The 21,993-nt window shown below is 64.3% G+C and carries 19 protein-coding genes; 7 read left to right on the top strand and 12 right to left on the bottom strand.

The features are described 5' to 3' along the window. Positions 1 to 180: 180 nt before the first annotated feature. Together H6851_16480 and H6851_16475 are read left to right on the top strand one after the other, a co-directional pair. Complete coding sequence (locus tag H6851_16480; GenBank protein ID MCB9945204.1) at positions 181 to 828, top strand: pyridoxamine 5'-phosphate oxidase family protein; 648 nt, start codon at positions 181 to 183, stop codon at positions 826 to 828. Positions 829 to 943: 115 nt separating this feature from the next. Continuing rightward, positions 944 to 1,891: an alpha/beta hydrolase gene (locus H6851_16475; protein ID MCB9945203.1), complete on the top strand. Its 948-nt coding sequence runs from the start codon at positions 944 to 946 to the stop codon at positions 1,889 to 1,891. Positions 1,892 to 1,973: 82 nt separating this feature from the next. Here the strand turns inward: H6851_16475 and H6851_16470 are convergent, their stop codons facing one another. Together H6851_16470 and H6851_16465 are read right to left on the bottom strand one after the other, a co-directional pair. Then, entirely contained in the window at positions 1,974 to 2,798 is an 825-nt protein-coding gene (locus H6851_16470; protein MCB9945202.1) for a DMT family transporter, read from the bottom strand. A gap of 56 nt (positions 2,799 to 2,854) precedes the next feature. Further along, positions 2,855 to 4,393 (bottom strand): acetolactate synthase large subunit, encoded by a 1,539-nt coding sequence (locus H6851_16465; GenBank protein ID MCB9945201.1) that lies wholly within the window; start codon positions 4,391 to 4,393, stop codon positions 2,855 to 2,857. A 234-nt stretch (positions 4,394 to 4,627) separates the two neighbouring features. Here H6851_16465 and H6851_16460 point away from each other — a divergent pair, with 234 nt between their 5' ends. Together H6851_16460 and H6851_16455 are read left to right on the top strand one after the other, a co-directional pair. After that, on the top strand, positions 4,628 to 5,356 hold the full coding sequence (locus H6851_16460; protein MCB9945200.1) for a Crp/Fnr family transcriptional regulator: 729 nt from the start codon (positions 4,628 to 4,630) through the stop codon (positions 5,354 to 5,356). Between the two features lie 131 nt (positions 5,357 to 5,487). Continuing rightward, positions 5,488 to 6,525, top strand: coding sequence for a 4-hydroxythreonine-4-phosphate dehydrogenase PdxA (locus H6851_16455; protein MCB9945199.1), 1,038 nt, complete (start codon positions 5,488 to 5,490; stop codon positions 6,523 to 6,525). 29 nt (positions 6,526 to 6,554) lie between these two features. Here H6851_16455 and fdhD read toward each other — a convergent pair whose 3' ends face one another. After that, positions 6,555 to 7,439: a formate dehydrogenase accessory sulfurtransferase FdhD gene (gene fdhD / locus H6851_16450; protein ID MCB9945198.1), complete on the bottom strand. Its 885-nt coding sequence runs from the start codon at positions 7,437 to 7,439 to the stop codon at positions 6,555 to 6,557. A gap of 160 nt (positions 7,440 to 7,599) precedes the next feature. On the opposite strand from fdhD, the gene H6851_16445 reads away from it, so the two are divergent. Then, positions 7,600 to 9,618: a PBP1A family penicillin-binding protein gene (locus H6851_16445; GenBank protein MCB9945197.1), complete on the top strand. Its 2,019-nt coding sequence runs from the start codon at positions 7,600 to 7,602 to the stop codon at positions 9,616 to 9,618. Positions 9,619 to 9,654: 36 nt separating this feature from the next. On the opposite strand, the gene H6851_16440 is transcribed toward H6851_16445, so the two are convergent. The 5 genes from H6851_16440 to H6851_16420 form a co-directional block, all read right to left on the bottom strand. Further along, positions 9,655 to 10,311: an O-methyltransferase gene (locus tag H6851_16440; GenBank protein ID MCB9945196.1), complete on the bottom strand. Its 657-nt coding sequence runs from the start codon at positions 10,309 to 10,311 to the stop codon at positions 9,655 to 9,657. Beyond that, complete coding sequence (locus tag H6851_16435) at positions 10,308 to 10,778, bottom strand: peroxiredoxin (GenBank protein ID MCB9945195.1); 471 nt, start codon at positions 10,776 to 10,778, stop codon at positions 10,308 to 10,310. The genes H6851_16440 and H6851_16435 overlap by 4 nt, the downstream gene beginning before the upstream one ends. Continuing rightward, positions 10,775 to 13,732: a bifunctional [glutamine synthetase] adenylyltransferase/[glutamine synthetase]-adenylyl-L-tyrosine phosphorylase gene (locus tag H6851_16430; protein MCB9945194.1), complete on the bottom strand. Its 2,958-nt coding sequence runs from the start codon at positions 13,730 to 13,732 to the stop codon at positions 10,775 to 10,777. The genes H6851_16435 and H6851_16430 overlap by 4 nt, the downstream gene beginning before the upstream one ends. 115 nt (positions 13,733 to 13,847) lie before the next feature. Further along, the gene (locus tag H6851_16425) at positions 13,848 to 15,092 is read right to left on the bottom strand and encodes a tyrosine--tRNA ligase (protein ID MCB9945193.1); all 1,245 of its coding nucleotides are present in this window, start codon (positions 15,090 to 15,092) and stop codon (positions 13,848 to 13,850) included. Positions 15,093 to 15,211: 119 nt separating this feature from the next. Beyond that, a complete protein-coding gene (locus tag H6851_16420) occupies positions 15,212 to 15,880 on the bottom strand; it encodes an alpha/beta hydrolase (protein MCB9945192.1) in 669 nt (222 codons plus the stop codon). 246 nt (positions 15,881 to 16,126) lie between these two features. Here H6851_16420 and cysE point away from each other — a divergent pair, with 246 nt between their 5' ends. Together cysE and H6851_16410 are read left to right on the top strand one after the other, a co-directional pair. After that, a complete protein-coding gene (gene cysE, locus H6851_16415; protein MCB9945191.1) occupies positions 16,127 to 16,858 on the top strand; it encodes a serine O-acetyltransferase in 732 nt (243 codons plus the stop codon). A gap of 65 nt (positions 16,859 to 16,923) precedes the next feature. After that, positions 16,924 to 17,955, top strand: a complete 1,032-nt coding sequence (locus tag H6851_16410; protein ID MCB9945190.1) for a cysteine desulfurase — start codon at positions 16,924 to 16,926, stop codon at positions 17,953 to 17,955. 27 nt (positions 17,956 to 17,982) lie between these two features. Here the strand turns inward: H6851_16410 and dhaK are convergent, their stop codons facing one another. From dhaK to dhaL, 4 genes are read right to left on the bottom strand one after another with little or no spacing between them, the layout of a single operon-like run. Beyond that, positions 17,983 to 18,969 carry a dihydroxyacetone kinase subunit DhaK gene (gene dhaK / locus H6851_16405; protein ID MCB9945189.1) on the bottom strand — a complete coding sequence of 329 codons (987 nt, stop codon included), beginning with the start codon at positions 18,967 to 18,969 and terminating at the stop codon, positions 17,983 to 17,985. A gap of 5 nt (positions 18,970 to 18,974) precedes the next feature. After that, positions 18,975 to 20,582 carry a phosphoenolpyruvate--protein phosphotransferase gene (gene ptsP / locus H6851_16400; protein MCB9945188.1) on the bottom strand — a complete coding sequence of 536 codons (1,608 nt, stop codon included), beginning with the start codon at positions 20,580 to 20,582 and terminating at the stop codon, positions 18,975 to 18,977. Next, on the bottom strand, positions 20,575 to 21,303 hold the full coding sequence (dhaM, locus tag H6851_16395; protein ID MCB9945187.1) for a PTS-dependent dihydroxyacetone kinase phosphotransferase subunit DhaM: 729 nt from the start codon (positions 21,301 to 21,303) through the stop codon (positions 20,575 to 20,577). The genes ptsP and dhaM overlap by 8 nt, the downstream gene beginning before the upstream one ends. Next, the gene (dhaL, locus tag H6851_16390; GenBank protein ID MCB9945186.1) at positions 21,300 to 21,896 is read right to left on the bottom strand and encodes a dihydroxyacetone kinase subunit L; all 597 of its coding nucleotides are present in this window, start codon (positions 21,894 to 21,896) and stop codon (positions 21,300 to 21,302) included. The genes dhaM and dhaL overlap by 4 nt, the downstream gene beginning before the upstream one ends. Between the last annotated feature and the right edge of the window lie 97 nt (positions 21,897 to 21,993).

Below are 21,993 nucleotides of genomic sequence, written 5' to 3'. Positions count from 1 at the left end.
CCATCCCCGTATGAAAACCGATTGCTATGAACACCCCGCGGCCTTGCCGCGTCAAGCGAAACAGCGGTGTCAACCGGTCCTGTCTCAATCGAAATTGGCTCTATCTTGATAACCAGAATGGGTCTCGATCTGAAGCCATTTTGACGAAAGGTTCGTGTCACGCCAAACAGGAGACCGACGATGAACGACCTTGCCAGGACCGAACGCACCCGGATCAGGAGACTGCACGAGCGCGGCCGCTACGATATCGCGACCGCGAGGGCGATTCTCGATGCCGGCTGGCTCTGCCACATTGCCTATGTCATCGATGGCACGCCCTATGCCACACCGACGATGTACTGGCGCGAGGGGGACCGGGTCTACTGGCACGGCTCCAGCGCATCGAAGATGCTGCGCGGCCAGAAGGGCGGCGGCGAGGTCTGTTTCACCGTGACGCATGTCGATGCGCTGGTGCTGGCCCGTTCGGGATTCCACCATTCGGCCCGTTACCGTTCCCTCATGCTCATCGGCCGGCCGGAGATGGTCGAGGACGAGGCGGAAAAGGACCGGATGCTCGGTACCTTCATCGACCGTCTCTGGCCGGGGCGCAATGCCGCGCTGCGGCCACCGACTCCACAGGAACTCAAGGCGACCGCCATCATGGGGATGGATATCGACGAGGGGGCGGCCAAGATTTCGAGCGGTCCCCCGGCGGATGACGAAGAGGATTATGATCTGCCCGTCTGGGCCGGGCTGCAACCGGTCATCACGAGCTTCGGCGAGCCTGTCCCATGTCCGCGCCTGAAGCCCGGCACAGCGCTGCCGGATTACCTGCGATCCGGCGATTGACCTGTCGGGCTTGTACGCATCCCGATTGTTCTTCACCATGGAGTATGATAGCCGCCAGATAGCGGGTTTGAACAAAATGGAGTAGATTTCTGTGGGACGCATGTCGAAGGAGCGCATGGAAAAGGCGCTCAGCCAGCTTGAAACCATCTCCGCAGAGGATCTTGCCAAGGTCAGGGGGCTGGCGGGTATCGTCAGGCCCCTGCGCAGCGTGATCTTCAAGACCCCGGACGATTACGGCATGACCGGCTGGGAAGAGCTCGTCATCCCGTCCGATGACGGCGTGCCGCTGGAAGCCTGGTACATTCCGGCAAAGGGCGGTGAAAGCGACAGGCTGGTGATCTTCAACCACGCACTGCCGATGTGCCGTGCCGGGTTTCCGGGCCATCTGGGCGAACCATGGAGCGGCTATGACGGTGTCGAGATCGATTTCGTCATCCAGTACAAGCACCTGACGGACGCCGGCTACAATGTGCTGACCTATGATATCCGCAATCACGGCAACAGCGGTGCTGCCAATGGCGGTCTCAGCGGAATCGGCCAGTGGGAATGGCGCGACTGTGTCGGGGTCAAGAACTTCGTCGATAATCATCCACGACTGTCGAAGATGACCGTTGGTCTTTACAGCCAGTGCATGGGAGGAAACTCCCAGTACCATGCTATTCACCGCCGGCCCGAACTGTTCTCCAACGTTCGCTGCATGGTCAGCCCGATGGTGGTGTCGATGGCCGCCATCTACGATGCGTTCTCCGAGCTTCAGGGCGTGCAGCAATATCAGGAACTGATCGATCTCGAACTTCTGAAGATGGGTGCCTTCGTCGCCGCCGAGATGACGCCGCATCTATGGGCACCGAGCGTCGCGATGCCCGTGCTCATGGTGCAGGTGCTCGAAGATGCCTGGACCCGCAATCCGGAAGATGGACAGAAAACCTTCGATCTGCTTGGCAGCAGCGACAAGGAACTGTTCTGGATCGAGAACACCACGCGCCGCTTCCGCGATGGCTACAACCATTTCGGCCGTCACCCTGAAACGGTTCTCTCATTCCTCGAAAAGCACATGAACTGACCGGGTTCCGCTCGTCGCGAGCGGGCATGGGGCGGTGACATGCAGCGGGGTTCGCGCAAGCGGATGGTCATCCGGGGAATTGTCATCCCGCCTTGCGTTCCCGGTAGGCAATGTAGACAACGGACATCAGGATGATGGTTCCACCGATGATCGCGAAGATATCGGGGATCTCGTCGAACAGGACATAGCCGAACAGGCTGGCCCATACGAGCTTGGTGAAGTCCAGCGGCAGCACCAGGCTCGCATCGGCTTCATGGAAGGCCTGCGCCAGCGCCATCTGGGTGATCGAGCCGAAGAAGCCGATGGCACAGAGGATCATCATCGCCTCGAAGCTTGGCCATTGCCAGTGCAGCCACGCGAAGATGAAGGTGATGGGGGTGAGGAAGCAGGCGGCGTAGAGGGTGATGGTGAGGCTGCTGTCCGTTCGGGCGAGGATCTTGATGACGATGAGCGCTCCTGCCCATGCGAGGGATGCCGTCAACAGCAGGAAGGCGCCGAGGGTGATCGTTTCAAGGCCGGGACGGATCACCACGAGTGCGCCGGCGAAGCCGGCGACGAGGCCCGCCCAGCGACGCGGGCCCACCTCCTCCTTCAGCAGCGGAATGGCCAGCAGGGTCGCGAACAGCGGTGCGGTAAATCCCAGAGCCGCGACGGTTGCCAACGGGGTAATGGTGACCGCGTGGAAAAAGCACAGCATGGCCGTGGCATTGAGGACGCCACGCAGTGCGTGCAGGCTGAACCTGCTCGTGGCGAGCGTGTTGCGCAGCCCCACCTTGATCGCCGGGGGTGCCAGCGTGACGATACCGATCAGGTTGCGAAAGAATGCGATCTCGGAGCTGTGCAACTCTGCAGAGGTGATGCGGATGCCGGCATTCATGATCGATGAACCGAAGGCGGAGAGCGCCATCAGCAACATGCCCCGATGAGCGCCCCCGAGGCCCGTCCAAATGGAGGCGAACCGGTTCAGATCACGGCCTCGATGAGGCTGGGGCCAGGTTCGGCTATGCCGCGCCGCAGGGCCTTGTCCAGTTCTTCCACCGTGGTGGCGCGCGAGGCCTGAACGCCGAAGCCTCTGGCCAGCGATACCCAGTCGATGGGCGGCTGGCCGAGATCGGCCAGCGAACGCGTGTGGGGCCCGGCGTTCTGCACGCCGGCACGCCGTACCTCGACGTCGAGGATGTTGTAGCGCCGGTTGGAACAGATGACGGTGGTGATGTCGAGGCCCTCGCGGGCATGGCTGTAGAGTGCCTGCACGATATAGGCGGCGCTGCCGTCCGCCTCCAGGGCGACGACCGGGCGGCCGCCGCCGGCGACCGCAGCACCCAGCGACAGTGCCGATCCTTCGCCGATGGCACCGCCGGTGAGCGCAATCTGGGTGTGCGGTGCGGCGGCCGCCGATCGCGTGTAGAAATCGGCGGCACTGGATACGGCGGTGACCACCGAGATCGCATCCTCGGGCATTGCCATCGTCAGGATATCGGCGAGATTCGCCGTGGTGAGGGCATCGCCGGGCGAAGGCTGCACGATTTCCGGGGCATCGCCGAGCAGGCCCTTGCGCCGCAAGCGCTCTGCCAGGGCCTGCATGGCTCCCACCGCGTCATCGTCCGCACCGGCGATCTGGACGACGTCGTCGCGCCCGTCAAGGTAGCGGCTGGGGTGATCGTCATAGCCGAAGAACGACACCGGCAGCTTCGTGCCGCACACCACGACCGCATCGAAGCGGTCGAGCATGGCCTTGGCCTGATCGGGGAAATAGGGCAGGCGCAGCATGAACGGCCGGCCACGGCCGGTTTCGAGCCGGGCGAAGCTTCCTTCCGCGATCAGTGTCACCCCGGTCCGTCCGGCAGCCGCGAGCCCCGCGCCATGCAGGGCATTGCCGCCGATCAGCATGGCCGGCCGCTGCGCCTTGTCCAGCAGGCGTGCCGCCTGTTCGATGCTGTCGTCATCGAGCTGGGGGTAGGCGGTGCGGGGCAGGCACGGTCCGAGCGTATCTTCGGATGCGGAGGCGAGGAGGTGGTCGTGGGGGAGGATGAGTGTCGATACCGACCCCCGGCGGCTGATGGCCGAGGCGTGGGCCTCCCGCAGGTCGCGGGGTATTCCGCCGGCGCTCATCGAGCGACGGACGAAGGCGGAAACGGGACGCGCGAGGCTTTCGATGTCGCTGTTGAGGGGCGGGTCGGCGGCGATGTGCCAGCTGGCATGTTCACCGACGAAGTTGATCACGGGAGAAAAGGCCCGGCGCGCATTGTGCTGGTTGGCGATCGAATTGGCGAAGCCGGGACCAAGGTGGAGGATGGTCATCGCCGGCTTGCCGGCAATGCGGGCATAGCCGTCGGCTGCACCGCTGCAGACATTCTCGTGCAGGCCGAGCACGCTGCGCAGGCCCGGGCGCGAATCGAGCGCGAGGACCATGGGCAATTCGGTCGTTCCGGGATTGGCAAAGCAGGTGTCGAGGCCAAGCTCGAGTGCCTGGGCGATCAGCAGTTCCGCACCGTTCGTCATCGATCCTCACTGTCTCATGACCAATTGCAGTCGACGCCGGTTAGCCATAACAGGGTGTCGGCACGGCGGCGATTGTTCCGGTGGGTGTGCGGGACATTGTTTCAGCATCCGGAAGCGGCGGGGCGGATGTTCCGGTCCATGCGTTCGTCAGTGATGATACCACGTTGTCGCGGTGGACTTGAGAAGGCAGTGCATGTGGCCTTTATGCTTTTGTCGAAGAGCGGGGCGGGTGAAATGACGAAGAACTCGGCGGTGTTGACAGCGCGTGAGCTTCTTTCGGCATTGTCACGCGTTGATTTCTTTGCCGGTCTCGACGACAAGCGGCTCCGTGCCATTGCCGACAGGGTTCACGTGCGCCGCCACGATGCGGGCCAGTCCCTGTGTCGTTACAACGACGACAGTCGCGATGTGTACATGATCCTTGACGGCACCGCCCGTGCCACGATCTTTTCGCCGAACGGGCGGGAGGTGTCGTTTCGCGACCTCAGGAGCGGCGAGAGCTTCGGCGAGCTGGCTGCCATCGACCGGCAACCCCGGTCCGCCAATGTCATCACCCAGACCGTCACCACCGTCGCCTCCATTTCTTCGGCGGATTTCATGGAGATTGTTCGTTGCCATCCGGAGGTCGCCGAAAACACGCTGCGCAAGCTTACCGGCTGGGTGCGCTCCCTCTCCGAGAGGATCTACGAGTTCAACGCGCCGGTGGCCGTGCGGATCTGCTCGGAATTGTTGCGGCTGACGCGCGAAGGCATGATTTCGGATAACATAGCCATATTGAGACCGCCACCGAAACACGCGGAAATTGCCGCCAGGGTCAACAGTCACCGCGAGGCCGTCACGAGAACGTTCGGCGAACTGAAGCGCGCCGGCATCATCAAGGGCAATCGCGGCGAGATGATTGTCGCGGATGTCGACGGTCTGGTGGCATGGGTGCATGCACAGGAGACGGATGACGACCGATGAAGACCATCGTCCGCGGGAGCGGTGGCTGCCGGAAGCTTTTGGCAGTCCGGCACGGAAGTTTTAACGACCTTGCAATGTTTCGTGTATAGTTTTTCACCGTTCACTTTGCGAGAACGGGAGCGAATTTCGTGATGACCCTGACCAGACCGTTGATCGCTGTGACGTTGGGTGACCCGGGAGGTGTCGGCCCCGAGCTGGCCGTGCGACTGGCCAAACGACCCGAGAGCCACGAACATGCCGACCTGGTCCTGGTCGGTGACCGCTCGGTCATCGCCATGGGCGAGAAGGCTGCGGGCATCAGCCTCTCCCTGCAACCCTTCAATCCGTTGTTGCGTGGCCTGCATGGCGGCAAGGTGCTGCATCTGCAGACCGACACGATCGCACCGGAGGATATTGCGACAGGTGAACAGTCGAGGGCCGGCGGCCTTACCGCCGTGCGAATGCTCGGCAGTGCGCTCGAACTGGTGCAGGGCGGTGACGTTGCCGGTCTGCTGATGATGCCCGTGAGTGAACCTCTGCCCAAGGAAGATGACTTGCCGGGTGGTAGTGTCGCTGGAGTCATCGGCAGTTTCCTTGGTCTTGGTGAACCGGCCTGCGAGATCGCGGCGATGTCGAGCCTCTGGGTGACCAGTGTGACCGGGCCGGCACCGTTTGCCGAGGTGCCGCGACTGTTGAGCGAGGATGCGATCTTCAAGGTCTGCAAGGTCGTGCATGGTGCCCTGCGGTCCGCGGGGTTGCAGACGCCGCGGATCGCCCTCACGGGTCTCAACCCGACCATCACCGATGCCGCAGGGGAGGAGCGCGCGATGGTCATTCCGGCCATTGCCCGCGTGCGCGAGGAGGGGATCGATTGCGAAGGCCCGTTCACCGCCGAAGCGATCTTCAGGCATGCGCTGGACAGCGGCGTGGATGCCGTCATCGCCATGTATCACGATCAGGCCCGCATCGCCACGAGCCTCATGGGCTTCGAACGGGGCCTGACCTTCTATGCCGGCCTTCCGGCACCGGTCATGGCCCCGGCCCATGATCCGAAGTTCGAGCTTGCCGGCAAGGGCAAGGTGGAATTCGAACCGAGCCTCGCAGCGCTCAACATGATGCTGACCATCGCCGTCGAGCGCGGTCCGGCCTTCCGCTTCCGCGGTGACACGGGACGCGAACGCAAGCGCTGACGGGCCGTGGCGGGCGGGTGTCCATCACGTCAGCGGCGTTGAAAGCCGCGGCTGCCCTGACGGCGATAGCTCTCCGGTTCATCGCCGGTGATGTCGGGACGGGCGTCGAACACCAGCCGCCCGGTCCCTGACAAGGCCAGGAAACGTTCGCCGCGGGCACGTCCCAGCAGCGTCAGGCCGGCTCGGCGGGCCAGGTCCACGCCCCAGGCGGTGAAACCCGAACGGGAAACGAGGATCGGGATGCCCATCTGCACGGTCTTGATCACCATTTCGGAGGTCAGTCGACCGGTCGTGTAGAAGATCTTGTCGTGGGGAGGGATGCCATACCGGAACATGTATCCGGCGATCTTGTCGACCGCATTGTGACGGCCGACATCCTCCATATAAATCAATACGCGGTCCTGCTGGCAGAGTGCGCAACCATGAATGGCGCCTGACTTGAGATACAACGAGGGCGTGGTATTGATTGTCCTGGTCAGCGACGCGAGCCAGCTCGTGTGCAGCCGCGCATCCGGATCGAGGCCGATCTCGTCGAATCGTTCCATCAGGTCGCCGAAGACCGTGCCCTGGGCGCAGCCGGAGGTGCGGACCTTCTTTTTCAGCTTCTCTTCGTAGTCGGTCTCGCGTGCCGTGCGCACGACAATGGTTTCCAACTCGTCGTCATGGTCGATGGAGGTGATCTCGTCGTCAGGACGAAGCATGTTCTGGTTGAGAAGGTATCCTAAAGCCAGATATTCAGGATGGTCACCGATCGTCATCATGGTGACGATTTCCTGCGAATTGAGGAAGAGTGTCAAAGGGCGTTCATGGACGATGGGCGCTTCGACCGTGCGGCCGTCCTGGTCGATGCCGCTGATCATCCGCGTCAGGCGGGGATCGTCGGGATCGGGCAGCAGGATCGGGATGTCACTCATTGCCAGCCTCACTCCAGTCCGACGCGCTGAATTCTGCCGGATGCTAGCATTCCGTCCCTAGCCTTGTCACTCGATCGTGGAGCTTGTCCCCGTCGCGCCATGTCCTCCTCCTTGCGCATCGCCCGATGGTCGTGAAGCGGCTTCGGCGGAGCCTGCACCCTTGTCAACTGGCGAACGGAGTGTCATCTCGGATGGTGGATCTGCAATCGAAACGGTATCGACAGGCATGGCTCGCGACAGGAGTGGCCGCCGGAGCAAGCCGCGTGGCGGCGGCACGGCGTCGAAAACCCGATCCTCGTCGGGCACGGGGATCTTTCGCCGTCTGATCGGACTGATACCGGCATTGATGGTGCTGGGACTGGTTCTCTGGGTGGCCATTTTCTATTGGGTCGGTCCCGATCTTCCGGATACGAACGAGTTGTTCAAGAACGCCCGGCAGGCGCGGGTGACCGTCCTCGCGGCGGATGGCTCCATCGTCACCGAACGGGGGGCCGTCGGCCCGGACTATGTCCGGCTCGACGAGATCAGCCCCTATGTCGAGGCGGCCGTGATCGCGACCGAGGATCGCCGCTTCTACAGTCACTTCGGTCTCGACCTGTTCGGCACGGCAAGGGCGCTGGTGGCCAATCTCGGTGCCGGCGGCGTGGTCGCGGGCGGCTCCACCATCACCCAGCAGCTGGCCAAGAACCTCTACCTCACGCCGGAACGTTCCTTGACCCGGAAGCTCAAGGAACTGGTGCTGGCCCTGTGGCTCGAAGCGCGACTGACCAAACAGCAGATCCTTGAGGTCTACCTCAACCGGGTCTATCTCGGCGCGGGGGCCTATGGCGTGCAGGCTGCCGCCGAGCGCTATTTCGCCAAGAATGCGGCCGATCTGACATTGGCCGAGTCCGCCATGATCGCCGGCCTGCTGAAGGCACCGTCGCGATATGCGCCGACCAACGACCTCGCCCTTTCGCGGGCCAGGGAGAAGACGGTCCTCAACGGCATGGTCGAGACGGGGATGATCGACAGGGCGCAAGCCGATGCCGCCGCCAGCCAGACCGTGACGATCTCCGCTCGTGGCGGCGCCGATTTCGCCGGCTATTTCGTGGACTATGTTCTCGACGGTCTCACGCAGTATCTCGGCAAGCCGGATCGCGACTGGATCGTGTCGACGACACTCGACAGGCGGCTGCAACTCGCGGCCGATCGCGCGGTCGCCGATCGCCTTGCCGGCCATCCGGAACTTCAGGCCGCTGTCGTGCTCCTCGACGACCATGGTGCGGTGCGTGCCATGGTCGGTGGCCGAACCTATCGCGGCGACGGGTTCAACAGGGCGATCAGCCCCCGCCAGCCGGGCTCGGCATTCAAGCCGTTCGTCTACATGGCGGCGATGGACAAGGGGCTCCATGCGCAATCCAGGGTCGAGGATGCCCCGATCCGGATCGGCAAGTGGCAGCCGCGCAACAGCGGCAACAAGTATTACGGCGAGGTCACGCTGGAGACGGCGTTTGCCAGATCGCTGAATACGGCAGCCGTGCGCCTCAGCGAGGGGGCAGGGGTCGACCGGGTCATTGCAAAGGCGCGGCAGTTCGGAATCCAGAGCGAATTGCGCCCGGTGGCGTCGATCGCGCTGGGAACGTCCGAAGTGACACCTCTGGAACTCACGGCCGCTTACCTGCCTTTCGATTCGGGTGGTATCCGCCATCCGTCATTCGCTGTCGAGCGGGTCATGGATGCGTCGGCCGACCTTCTCTATTCCTACGTGCCAGCCGAAGTGAAGGTCATTGGCGAGCCGCAATTGTCCGAAATGCGGGAATTGCTCAAGGCGGTGGTTGTCGATGGAACGGGACGGGCGGCTGCCCTCGCCGGCCGGCAGGCCTTCGGCAAGACCGGTACCACCAGCGATGCCCGTGACGCATGGTTCGTCGGCTTCGCCGGCGATTATGTCGCCGGTGTCTGGGTCGGGCGGGATGACAACAGTGCCATGCATGGTGTTTCCGGCGCCAACCTGCCCGCGCAGATATGGCACGACGTGATGACCGCAACGCCGCGGGATGCGCCCGAGGCTCCCCTTCCGGTCGTCCGGCCTGCGCCGATGGATGGGGAAGAACCTCTTTCGACCGTGCTGGCGAAAAGGGGGCTCGACACGTTGCTCAACTGGATCGGCGAAAAGATCGACCAGATCACCCGCTAGTGCATCATTTCCTGCGCCCGAGGTGCTTCCGGCCGTCTAGCGCCGCTTCCAGGCAATGGTCACGCCGTCGCCAATGGGCACCAGTGTCGCCGAGAGGGTGGAATCGGCCATGATGCGGGCCTGGGTCTGGCGCAGGCTTTCCACCTGATGCGAGTGATCCCCGGGATCGGCGACGGCTCCATGCCAGAGCATGTTGTCGAGCGCGATGATCCCGCCGGGTCGCACCAGACGCAGGGCGTGGTCGAGATAGATGCCATAGCTCTTCTTGTCGGCGTCGATATAGACCAGGTCGAACGATGCATCCTCGTCGATCCCTTCCAGGCTCTCCTGCGCAAGACCGGTGCGCATGTCGATGCGGTCTTCCACTCCTGCTGCCCGCCAGTGCCTGCGGCCGACCTGCGCCCAGTCGTCATTGACATCGAGCGTGATGACCCGGCCATCTCCGGGCAGGGCCAGTGCCATGGCCAGGGTGCCATAGCCCGTGAAGCAGCCGATTTCCAGAACCTTGCGCGCGCCGATCATGCGGAGCATGAGGCCGATGAGCTGCATCTGTTCCGGCGAGCTCTGCATGCCGCCGTGAGCCATGCCCGCCGTTTCGAGACGCAGGGCACAAAGCTCGGGATGCTCCCGCATCCCGGCCTCGATCAGATAGTCCTGCAGCCGGTCATCGAGCGCAAGGCCGCGCGGACTCATGGGACAAGCGTTCGCGCGGCGTCCAGAACCTCGTCGACGTGCCCCGGTACTTTCACCTTGCGCCATTCGCGCAGCACCGTCCCGTCGGCGGCGACAAGAAAGGTCGACCGGTCGATGCCCATGTAGGTCTTGCCGTACATGCTCTTTTCGACCCAGGCACCAAGGGCCTCGACGAATGCGCCATCCTCGTCCGAGGCCAGCGTCACGCCCAGCCCGTGCTTTTCGCGAAACCTGGCGTGCTTCCTGATACTGTCCTTCGACAGGCCGATCACGCGCACTCCCAGGGCCTCGAAATCACCGAGCCGTTCCGTGAAGCCGATCGATTCCGTCGTGCATCCCGGAGTATCGTCCTTGGGGTACAGGTAGAGCACGAACGGTGTACCCTTGAGGCTCTTCTTGCTGATCTCGCCATCATTATCGGTCGGCAGGGTGAAGTCGGGCAGGCTGTCTCCCCGGGTGATGCTCATGTGCGATGTCCTCCGGCATGGGTATCTTCGATGGCGGTCGTCGGCGGGCACAGGATATCGAACAGGCCCGTCACTCCGTTCTGGGTGTCGGTCAGGAATGCTTCCAGTGCACTGAAATGGCTGATCGGCAGGGCCAGGTCGAGTTGCCTGTTGGCGGCCCGGACCAAGGCCTCGCGCAGGCCCGCGGGTGCCTCGGACGGCTTGAGCCGCGCGGCCGTCGAAAGCCGCAGGACGGCCTGCAGGGTCTGATGCAACCGGACGGCCCTGATGGCGAGATCGCCCTGCGCCTGATCGATGACACCGTGACTGACTCCTTCGGCGATCATGCCGCGGATGCTGGTTGTCCGTGCTGCGGGATCGTTCGGCAGGATCCGCAACTGGAGATACTGGGCGATGAACTCGACCTCCACCAAACCGCCACGTGCATGTTTCAGGTTCCACGGATCGTCATTGCCATGTTCCTTGAAGATGCGTTCGCGCATCCGCCGGACGTCGTGTTCGAGCTCCGCGCGATGGCCCCGCCGGCTGAGCGCGTGTCCGATGACCTGGTCGATGGCCTTGGCCAATGCCCGGTCGCCGGCAATGACCCGGGCGCGCGTCAGGGCCTGTCGTTCCCAGGTTTCCGCCGTCTCCGCGTGGTAGGCGCGGAAATTGGCCAGGCTGCAGGCCACCGGCCCGACGTTCCCCGACGGTCGGAGACGGGTGTCGATCTCGTAAAGTCGCCCTTCGGCAGTACGTGCGGACAGCGCAGAAACCAGCCTCTGTCCCAGCCTCGCATAATAGACCTGCGCCGGTAGCGGCCGCTGGCCGTCGGATACGGCATCTGTCGGTGCGTCATAGGCAAAGACGAGGTCGAGATCGGAGCCGGTGGTGAGTTCCCGCGAGCCGAGCTTGCCCATGCCGATGATGACGAAACTGCCGCCGTCGATGACGCCATGCTGTTCCGCCAGCCAGTCGATGGCCCGTGGCAGCAGGGTATTGACGATCACCTCGGCGATCACCGTGTGGGTCTCGTTCGACCGTTCGGTTTCGGTCAGTCCCAGAAGGCAGTGCAGTCCGGTCTGGAACTGGCGCCCGTGCGCCCAGCGGCGACCGATGTCGAGCACGTCCTCGATGTTGCGGGCATCCACCAGCCGTGCCTCGAACTCGGAGCGCAGCTCCTCGGCTGACGGCAGGCCTTCGAAGAAATCGGGAGCCAGCATCGCCTCGAACAGGCTTGTGTCGTTCGACAGGTGTCGCGCCAGTCGCGGTGCCGCACCCATGATGTCGCACAACAGGACCAGCAGCCGCGGATTGGCGCGGATCAGCGAAAACAGCTGGACGCCGGCCGGCAGGCTGCTGACGAAGGTGTCGAACAGGCGGAAGGCCTCGTCGATGTCCGCCTGCCGCTGCATCGCGGCGAGCATGCCGGGCATCAGTTCGGTGAGCAGTTCGCGCGCACGGGTGCTGCGTGTGGCGCGGATGTGGCCGTGATGCCAGGAACGGATGGTGCTCGCCACGTGCTCGGGATCCCGGAAGCCCATGTCGCGCAGGGTCTCAAGCGTGCCCGGATCGTTTTCGGTGCCGGTGAAGACCAGCTGGCGACCGGCCGCGAGGTCGGTCTCGCTCTCGAACAGGGCGGCGTAGTGCTTCTCGACGGTGCGCAGGACCCTGGAGACGGTACGTTCGAGGTCCCCGACGGTCTCGAAGCCGGCGAAGCGGGCGAAGCGGGCGAGTTCCTGCTCGCGTGCCGGCAATTGCTGGGTCTGCTTGTCGGCAATCATCTGCACGCGATGTTCTAGCGATCGCAGGACGATATAGGCGCTTTCCAGCTCCTCGGCGGCATCGCCGTCGATCCACTTGCCGGCGGCGAGGGACTTGAGTGTCTTCAGCGTCTGTCGGCTGCGCAACTCGCGATTGTGGCCGCCCAGGATCAGTTGCTGCGTCTGGGCGAAGAACTCGATTTCGCGAATGCCGCCACGTCCGACCTTGAGATCATGGCCGGCCACGCCCACCGTCCCGAAGCCGTGATAGGCGTTGATCTGCCGCTTGATCGAATGGATGTCGCGGATGGCGGCGAAATCGAGATGCTTGCGCCATATGAACGGCTGCGTGCGCTTGAGGAAACCCTCGCCGGCAGCGATGTCTCCGGCCACCGCCCGCGCCTTGATGAAGGCTGCCCGCTCCCAGTTCTGCCCGTGCCGCTCGAAATAGATCTCGGCATCGTCCACCGACAGCGCCAGGGGATGGCCGGGCAGATGGGGGCGCAGGCGGAAATCGGTGCGGAAAACGAAGCCGTCGCGGGTCCTGTGCTGGAGGATGTGCTCAAGCGCACGGGTGATCTTCACGGCACAGGCCATCGGCGTTTCGCGGCCGGTATAGCGGATCTTCTGTCCATCGAAGAGGACGATGAGGTCGATGTCGCTCGAATAGTTGAGCTCGCCCGCTCCGTGCTTGCCCATGGCGAGCACGAGGATGCCGCTCTCGCCCGGACCGCCTTCGCCGTCGATCTCGCCGCGCCTGGCGGCTTCGAGGATCAGGTGGTCGGTCGCCGTCCGGGTCGCCAGGTCGGCCAGCCGGGTCAATTCGCCCGTGACCCGTTCGAGCGGCCAGAGACCTTCGAGATCGGCAAGGGCGATGACCACGGCGGCATCGCGGCGCATCAGCCGCAGTCGGCTCATCAGACGGGTACGGTCCTGCTGCGGATCGACATTCCCCACATCGAGAATATCGTCAATCAGCACATCCGGGCCGTTGTCGACATAGTCCAGCAGAAGCGTCGGACGGGCCTGCATGGCATCGCTGAGGAAGCTGCTGGCAGCCCATATGCCATGCAGGACAGGCCCGATCCGTGGATCGTCGACAAGTGCGGCAATCCGCTCGCGCTCGCCGGGATCGGCCATGCGTGCGGCCGTGTCGCGCCATCGACCGATCCTGTTCAGCAGGTCGCCGTCGGCGGATGGAAGGGGGGGCATGAGGGCAGGGTGATGCAGCGGACGCCTCGTCAAGACCAATGGCCGGATCCAGTTTCCGGCATCATGGAGAGGCACTCGCCTTGCGGTCAAGCCCCGGAGCGCGGAACCGAACCGTTCATGCCGGCCTGACGATGACGTGCCGCTTCTTTCCGGCGGAAAGCTTGATCTGTCCACCGGTGATCCGGGCCGCACCCACGACCATCGTCTCGTCATCGATACGCTCGTCATCGAGACGCGCACCGCCGCCGCGTACCAGTCGCCGGGCCTCGCCGTTGCTGGAGGCCAGCCCGGCCAGCGTGAACAGCTCGACCACGGGCAGCCCGCCATCCGCGAAACGCGAGGCATCGATCTCGATGGTGGGAAGTCCCTCATTCGAGGAACCCTGTTCGAACACCGACCGCGCCGCCTCGGCTGCCGCCTCGGCCGCCTCGGCACCGTGGCACAATGCTGTCGTCTCGTTGGCGAGAACCTTCTTCGCCTCGTTGATCTCCGCCCCTCCCAGGGCTTCGAGCCGGGCGATCTCGTCCAGCGGCAGGTCGGTGAACAGCCGCAGGAAGCGACCGACATCGCCGTCCTCGGTATTGCGCCAGAACTGCCAGTATTCGAAGGGCGAGCGCATGTCGGCGTTGAGCCAGACAGCACCGGAGGCGGTCTTGCCCATTTTCGCGCCGGAAGCGGTGGTGATCAGCGGCGTGGTGAGACCATAGAGCTGCCGGCCGTCGATGCGCCGGCCAAGCTCCACGCCATTGACGATATTCCCCCACTGGTCGGAACCGCCCATCTGCAGGGCGCAGTCGTGGCGGCGGCCCAGTTCGAGGAAGTCATAGGCCTGCATGACCATGTAGTTGAATTCGAGCAGGGTCAGGGGCTGTTCGCGTTCAAGGCGCAGCTTGACCGAGTCGAAGCTCAGCATCCGGTTGATGGTGAAGTGGGTGCCGAAATCCCGCAGGAACGGGATGTACTTCAACTGGCCGAGCCATGCGTCGTTATCGACCATCAGCGCCCCGCCGCCATTGAAATCGAGGTATTTCGACAGGGATTCGAGCAATCCGTCCTTGTTCGTCGCGATCTGCCCGTCGGTGAGGAGTGGCCGGCTCTCGTCGCGGAACGACGGATCGCCGACCTTGGTCGTGCCGCCGCCCACCAGGGCAATGGGACGATGGCCTGTGCGCTGCATGATCCGCAACATCATGATACTGACAAGGCTGCCGACATGAAGACTTCTCGCCGTGCAGTCGAAACCGATATAGGCCGTGACCGGTCCTTCGCAGGCGCGGGCATCGAGACCTTCGGAATCGGTGCATTGATGGATGAACCCCCTCTCGTCGAGGGTGCGCAGCAGCTCGGACTTGAACGCCATGAATGCCTGTCTCTCGGGATGAACGTCTCTTGCCAGCGGAAAGTGCCCGCGATCGACGTTCCCTTGTCTGGTTATGTCAATGGAAGCGGGAGAAGCCGGGGCCTCGGTCCGATGGCGGGCTAGCGGCCCACCGCCATGCGGTTCGACGCGGGCTTCAACCGCCTGTCGAGATAGTTCTCGCAGATCGCGTCGAGCTCGTTCATCTGGTTGCCGAACACGTGGTCGGCTCCTTCAATCTGGTGGAAGTCGATGGTGATGCCACGTTGCTGCGACAGCTTGTTGACCAGCTTGACCACCGATTCCGTCGGGGTCACCGAGTCGCGCTCGCCATGCACGATGAGCCCGGATGACGGGCAGGGCGCAAGAAACGTGAAGTCGTACATGTTGGCCGGCAGGCCGGCACACATGAAGCCCTGGATCTCGGGCCGGCGCATCAGCAGCTGCATGGCGATCCATGCGCCGAACGAGAAACCCGCCACCCATGCGACATTGCTGTTGGGATTGTGGCTCTGCATCCAGTCGAGTGCCGCCGCGGCATCGCGCAGTTCGCCCTGGCCGTGATCGAACACGCCCTGGCTGCGGCCGACGCCGCGGAAGTTGAAGCGCAGCACGGAGAAACCCCGGCGCTGGAACATCCTGAACATGCCGTGCACCACGCGGTTGTTCATCGTGCCGCCATATTGGGGATGCGGATGCAGTACGATGGCCAGGGGAGCATTCGGACCCTCGCCATGGATATAACGTCCTTCTAAGCGTCCGTCCGACCCCTGAAAGATGACCTCAGGCATATTTTTTCTCTCTCTGCGCAAGGCGTGCAGCGCACGTTCCGCCATTCCATGCAGGGACCGCCCTTTTGTGGAATGTCCGGTCGTGACGCTTGATGATTGACCCGCTTTCTCGCCTCCCTATATGACATGGAGGACCGCTTTTCGACCATCCTGACCATCATTGCACACCAAGATGTGTCATGTGGGGAACAGGCCGGTTCAAAAACGCGAAGCTAAGCAGCTGTATCATATCGCATCGAGGGCCGCATGTTCAAGAGTTTGAAGGACGATGTCGACGCCGTTTTCGAGCGCGATCCCGCTGCGCGGTCGCGCTTCGAGATTCTCCTTTGCTATCCGGGGCTTCACGCGACCCTGTTCCATCGTTTCTCCCACCTCCTTTGGCAGAAGAACTGGAAGCTGACCGCGCGCTTCCTCTCCCAGGTGGGTCGTTTTCTGACCGGCATCGAGATCCATCCCGGTGCCACGATCGGCAAGCGTTTCTTCATCGACCACGGCATGGGCATCGTCATTGGCGAGACGGCCGAGGTCGGCGACGACGTCACCCTGTACCAGGGCGTGACGCTCGGCGGGGTGAAGTTCCGTCCGGGCAAGCGCCATCCGACCATCGGGGACGGCGTCGTCATCGGTGCCGGAGCGGCGGTACTCGGCCCTTTCACCGTCGGCAGGAACGCCCGGATAGGCTCCAATGCCGTCGTGCTCAAGGAGGTTCCGCCCGATACGACGGTGGTGGGCATACCTGCCCGAGCCGCGGGACCGAGGGTGGTGACGGGAGGAACGCCATGCTTTCCGGCCTACGGGACCGATCCGGGCGATACCAGCGACCCGGTCATCCGGGCCATCGACCGCCTTTGCGAGCGCGTGAGCGAACTGGAGTCGAGGCTGGCGGCGCGTGAACCCCTCGACGAGGACGGGAAAGCCGGCGAGGAATGCGATGACGCGAGGGTGGCGCGGCTGCGGGCCATCGGAGGCGGGAACTGAGCCGGACCGGGCGGGATCCGGTCTATCTCGATTATAATGCCAGCGCTCCCCTTCGTCCCGAAGCGATGTCCGCCTATTGGGAAGGGGCGGCAATTGTCGGTAATCCCAGTTCGGTCCATGTCTTCGGGCGGCGCTCAAGGGCGGCGCTCGAACGGGCCCGCCGGGTCATCGCCCGCGCCGTGGGCGGCCCATCCGCCGGGACGATCCTGACGAGCGGGGCGACCGAGGCCAACGGCCTTGCCCTGGCCCAGGCAGGCGGCGGTCCGATCCTGACCTCGGCGATCGAGCATCCTTCCGTTCTCGACGCCCGTGACGCCCTCCGTCTGGGTTGCAACGGGGACGGGCTGGTCGATCCCGATGATCTGGCCGTGGCCATGGAGCGTTATCATCCTGCCCTGGTATCGGTCATGCTCGCCAATAACGAGATTGGAACGGTGCAGCCGATGGAGGCTCTCGCCGCCATCGTTCACGAGTACGATGCCTTGCTGCATGTCGATGCGGTTCAGGCCTTGGGCCGCATGGATGTCGACATGTCAGGGCTCGGCGCCGACATGCTGTCCATCTCCGCCCACAAGATCGGCGGACCGAAAGGAGTGGGAGCGCTGGTCGTCCGCGACGGGCTCGACATCGCGCCGAACATGCGTGGCGGCGGACAGGAACAGCGGCGGCGCTCCGGTACCGAACATGTCGCCGGCGCCATGGGGTTCGCCGCCGCCATCGACGCCATCGACAGCCGCGAGCGCGAGCGCATCCGGCAGTTGCGGGACGCGCTTGAGAACGCGCTGGCAGGCGAGGCGGTGATCGTGGCGCGACAGGCTCCGCGCATTCCCAACACCAGTGCGATCGCCATGCCGGGCGTGACGTCGGCCATTCAGGTGATGAGCCTCGACCTCGATGGTGTGGCCGTCAGTTCGGGCTCGGCCTGTTCATCCGGCAAGGTCTCGCGTTCGCATGTGCTGGAGGCGATGGGCGTGGATGAGGCCATCATTTCCTCCACCATTCGCGTCAGTCTCGGTTGGGATACCAGTGACAGGGATATCGAATGCTTCATCGAGGCCTGGCGGCGTGTCCGCAACCGCTGCGGTTCGGGTGGCTGAACCCCTCCCTGACCGGACGGCGATATTCTACCAGCGCATGGCGGCGGTGTGGACCGGTGCGTCCCACAGGCGCCTGAGTTCGTCATCGAGGCGGGTGACAGTGATCGAGCAGCCGGCCATGTCCAGCGATGTGCAATAGTTGCCGACGAGGGAACGTCCGATCTTGATACCTTTCTCGTCGAGCCACCGGGTTGCCGAATCATGGAGCAGATAGAGTTCCATTGCCGGTGTGGCGCCGAAGCCGTTCACCAGCAGCAGCACCTCGTCGCCCGTCCGGACACCGAGGTCGCTGGCGATGGCATCGAGCATGGTCGAACAGAGCTCGTCCGCCGGTTGCATCGGGATGCGCTTGCGTCCGGGCTCGCCATGAATGCCGACGCCCATTTCAATCTCGTTGTCACCTATCTCGAATGTGGGAGTTCCGGCGGCAGGCACGGTGCAGCTGGTGAGGGCGACCCCCATGGACCGCGTCGCCGCGACCACCCGCCCGGCCATCGCCCGGCAGGCTTCGAGGTCGGCGCCTTCCTCCGCGAGCGCTCCGGCGATCTTCTCGACGATGACCGTCCCCGCGACCCCGCGCCGTCCCGTGGTGAACAGCGAGTCCTGGACGGCCACGTCGTCATTGACCAGCACGCTGGCATGGTTGCCCTCGTACATCTCGGCGGCCATCTCGAAGTTCATCACATCGCCTTCGTAGTTCTTGACGATGAACAGCACGCCCGCGCCGCTGTCGACCGCCTGGGCCGCCGCCAGCATCTGGTCGGGCGTGGGCGAGGTGAAGACCGCGCCGGGGCAGGCGGCATCGAGCATGCCCTTGCCGACCAGTCCCGCATGCATCGGCTCGTGGCCGGAACCGCCGCCCGAGATCAGCGCCACCTTGCCGGCTGGCGTCTTCCCGGCGCGGGTGACGAATGCGGGTTCGGCCGAAGCCCGGACGATGTCGGCATGGGCCCGGGCGAAGCCGCGCAGCGATTCTGCAAGAACATCGTCGACGGCGTTGATCAGCTTCTTCATCTCTCTCACTCCTCGAACGTGGCAATGGCCTGCTTGACCGGGCCGAGCATGGCGGGGGCCACGGAGATCTTGCCAAGGCCGGCCGCGAGCAGGGAGCGCAGCATGGCGGGATCGGAGGCCATGTCGCCGCACAGGCTCACCTCCAGACCTCGGGCCCGACCGGAATCCGCCACCTCGCCGATCAATCGCAGTACGGCCGGATGACGCGGATCGAGCAGCCGGGCGACGGCGCCGCTGGCATCGCGCGAGGCGGCCAGCACGTACTGGGTCAGGTCGTTGCTGCCGATCGACATGAAATCGGCCCGCAACCGGTCGGTGACGAGGGCGGCGGCGGGCGTCTCGATCATGACGCCGAGCGGCGGCCGGCGTGCCTCGATCCCGGCATCATTCAGCTTTTGGAGAAGGTCTTCAATAAGAGCGTTCGTCCGGTCGATTTCCTCCTGCACGCTCACCATGGGCAACATGATGCGCAGGTCGCCATGCACTGCCGCGCGCAGCAGGGCCCGCAACTGGACCGCGAAGATCGCCGGCCTTTCGAGGCAGAGGCGGATGCCGCGCAGGCCGAGGAAGGGATTGGTCTCGTGTGGCTGGCCCAGGGCGCGTATCGGCTTGTCGCCGCCGACATCAAGCGTGCGGATGATGGCCGGCTTGCCGTCAAGCCGTTCAAGCACGCTGCGATACAGCCGGTACTGGGTCTCCTCGTCGGGAAGGTCGCCATCGGCATCGAACAGCAGTTCGGTCCGGCACAGCCCGACCCCGTCGCAGGCACGCCAGGTCGCATCGCCAATGGCCGACGGATCGTCGATATTGATGTGCACTTCGATCCTTCTGCCGTCAGACGTCATTGCCGGACCGTGGAAAATCTCCTCACTGACAACATACCGGTCCTGCGACCGCGCAAGGGCGGCCAGTGTCGCCGTCGACGGATCGAGCACCAGCCGGCCGCTGTTGCCGTCGAGCACGGCCTTGCAGCCGGGCTCGAACCCGTCGCCGAGCCTGACCGCCATCGGCAGGCCGCGGCTGCGGGCGAGCATGGCCACATGACTGGTTACGCTGCCCTCGCGCAGGGCGATACCCTTCACTTTCGTCCGGTCGAGAGCCAGGAACCGCGAGGGTGCAAGGTCGACGTCAAGCAGGATCGCATCGTCCCGCAGTCCGGTCTGATCGCCTTCACCGCGGCCACCGAGGGCATCGGCGACCGACTGTGCCATATCCCGCAGATCGGCGGCTCGCGCGCGGAAATAGGCGTCTTCTTCGTTGGCGAACGGCCCGATCTGCGCTTCCATCACCTGATGCCACGTGGCCAGCGGCGATGCCGGTGAACCTCCGGTTGCCGTCATGACCTCCTCGATCAGGCTGTCATCGTCCAGAAATGCCATCTGGAATTCAAGAATTTCCGCGGCTTCGGCCTCGACCTGTCCGGCGAGTTCACGCAAGCGCTCAAGTGTATCGGCGATCGCCTTGCGTATGGCGCCGACAGCTTGGTCAGCCGGCAGCACGGCATCCCCGGCGCCCGTAGTCGGTGCCGGGACCCGCGCCCGCGGGCCCGTCAACACACCTCGCGCTATTCCCCCGGAGGCAGAAATCCCCTGAATGACATGTTCCTCAGTCATTGCCCTTCACATCATGAGCGGGTTCGTCGAAGTCGCGGGCGACAAGCCCGGCCATGGCTTCGACGGCCTCCCGTGCGTCCGTCCCGTGCGCCTCGATCTCGATGACGGCCCCCGTCTTCAATTTCAGGCCCATGACCTTGACGATGCTCCCGGCATCCACGGACTGCCCGTCGGGCAGGGCGCGCAGGCGTATGTCGGCATCGAAGGATTTCGCGAGTTTGGTGAAGGCGACGGCGGGTCGGGCATGCAGTCCGACCTTATGGGTAATCGTCACCTCTCGGCGAATAGTGTCGAGTGAAGATGATGGTGATGAGGCAATGGTTTGCGAAACAACCTCACCATCCGAGCGGGATCTTGCCTCCTGGACGACTTTCTCCAAACTGGCACCGCCTGACGCCGCCGTCCCGCCGAACACGGCCCCTTCGACCACCGGTGCGTCGACGATGCGGACCCGTGCCGCACGATCCTCGCCCAGCATCTCGATGGCCATCTCGCTGTTCATCTCGGCGGCGCCCATGTCGACGAACACCGCCACGCCGTCCTCGCTCCACACCCGCTCGATCGCTTCGAGGATGCGGCCGGGATCCGTGCCGAGCCCGCCACCGGGATCGCCGCCGGTAAACGCGACCTGCACCTGGTCGCCTGCCATCTGCCGCACCATGTCATGCGCACCCTCGGCCACCAGTGGCGAGTGGGAGACGATGACGATCCCGACACTCATGCTCCACCCCGCGCGTCGAGCACGTCGAGCACGGCATGCAGCAGGTGACGGGCCGACGTGGCGCCGGGATCGAGGTGACCGATCGAACGCTCGCCGAGAAACGATGCCCGCCCCCGTGTCGCCTGCATCGGCCGGGTATGCTCCAGCGCCTCGTCGGCGACATCGCGCAGTTCTGCGACACGGCCCTTGGCCAGCGCCCGGTGGACCGGCACCAGCACGTCCAGCATCGTCTTGGCACCGACATCCGACTTGCCGCGCGCCCTGATGGAGGCGATGCCCTCGCCAAGCTGCCCGGCGATGCCTTCGCCGCGCTTCGCCGCCTTGGACATGCCCATCAGCAGGCTGCCATAGAGCGGGCCCGATGCGCCACCCACCTTCATCACCAGCGTCATGCCGGCCTTGTGCAGCGCATCCGCGTAATCCATGGCGGCGATCGCCTCACGGTCGGCATGGATCGCATCGAAGCCCCGGCGCATGTTGATGCCGTGATCGCCGTCGCCGATCGCCTGGTCCAGTTTCGTCAATTCCCCGGCATGCTCGCCGATGGTCGCATGGGTCCGCACGATCAGCGCTTCGATCAACCCGTCACTCATCGGTCGACCCTCGCTTCGAAGACGCGGCTGGCCATTCGTTCCTCCCCCGGCATGTCGATTCTTTTGAACCTAGCGCGGAACATCGCTCAGGTGAAGA

The organism is Geminicoccaceae bacterium (assembly GCA_020638465.1).
In the GTDB taxonomy this organism is placed as follows: domain Bacteria; phylum Pseudomonadota; class Alphaproteobacteria; order Geminicoccales; family Geminicoccaceae; genus JAGREO01.
The sequence above is the reverse complement of the archived record's forward strand: the minus strand, read 5'-3'. Positions and strand labels throughout refer to the sequence as shown.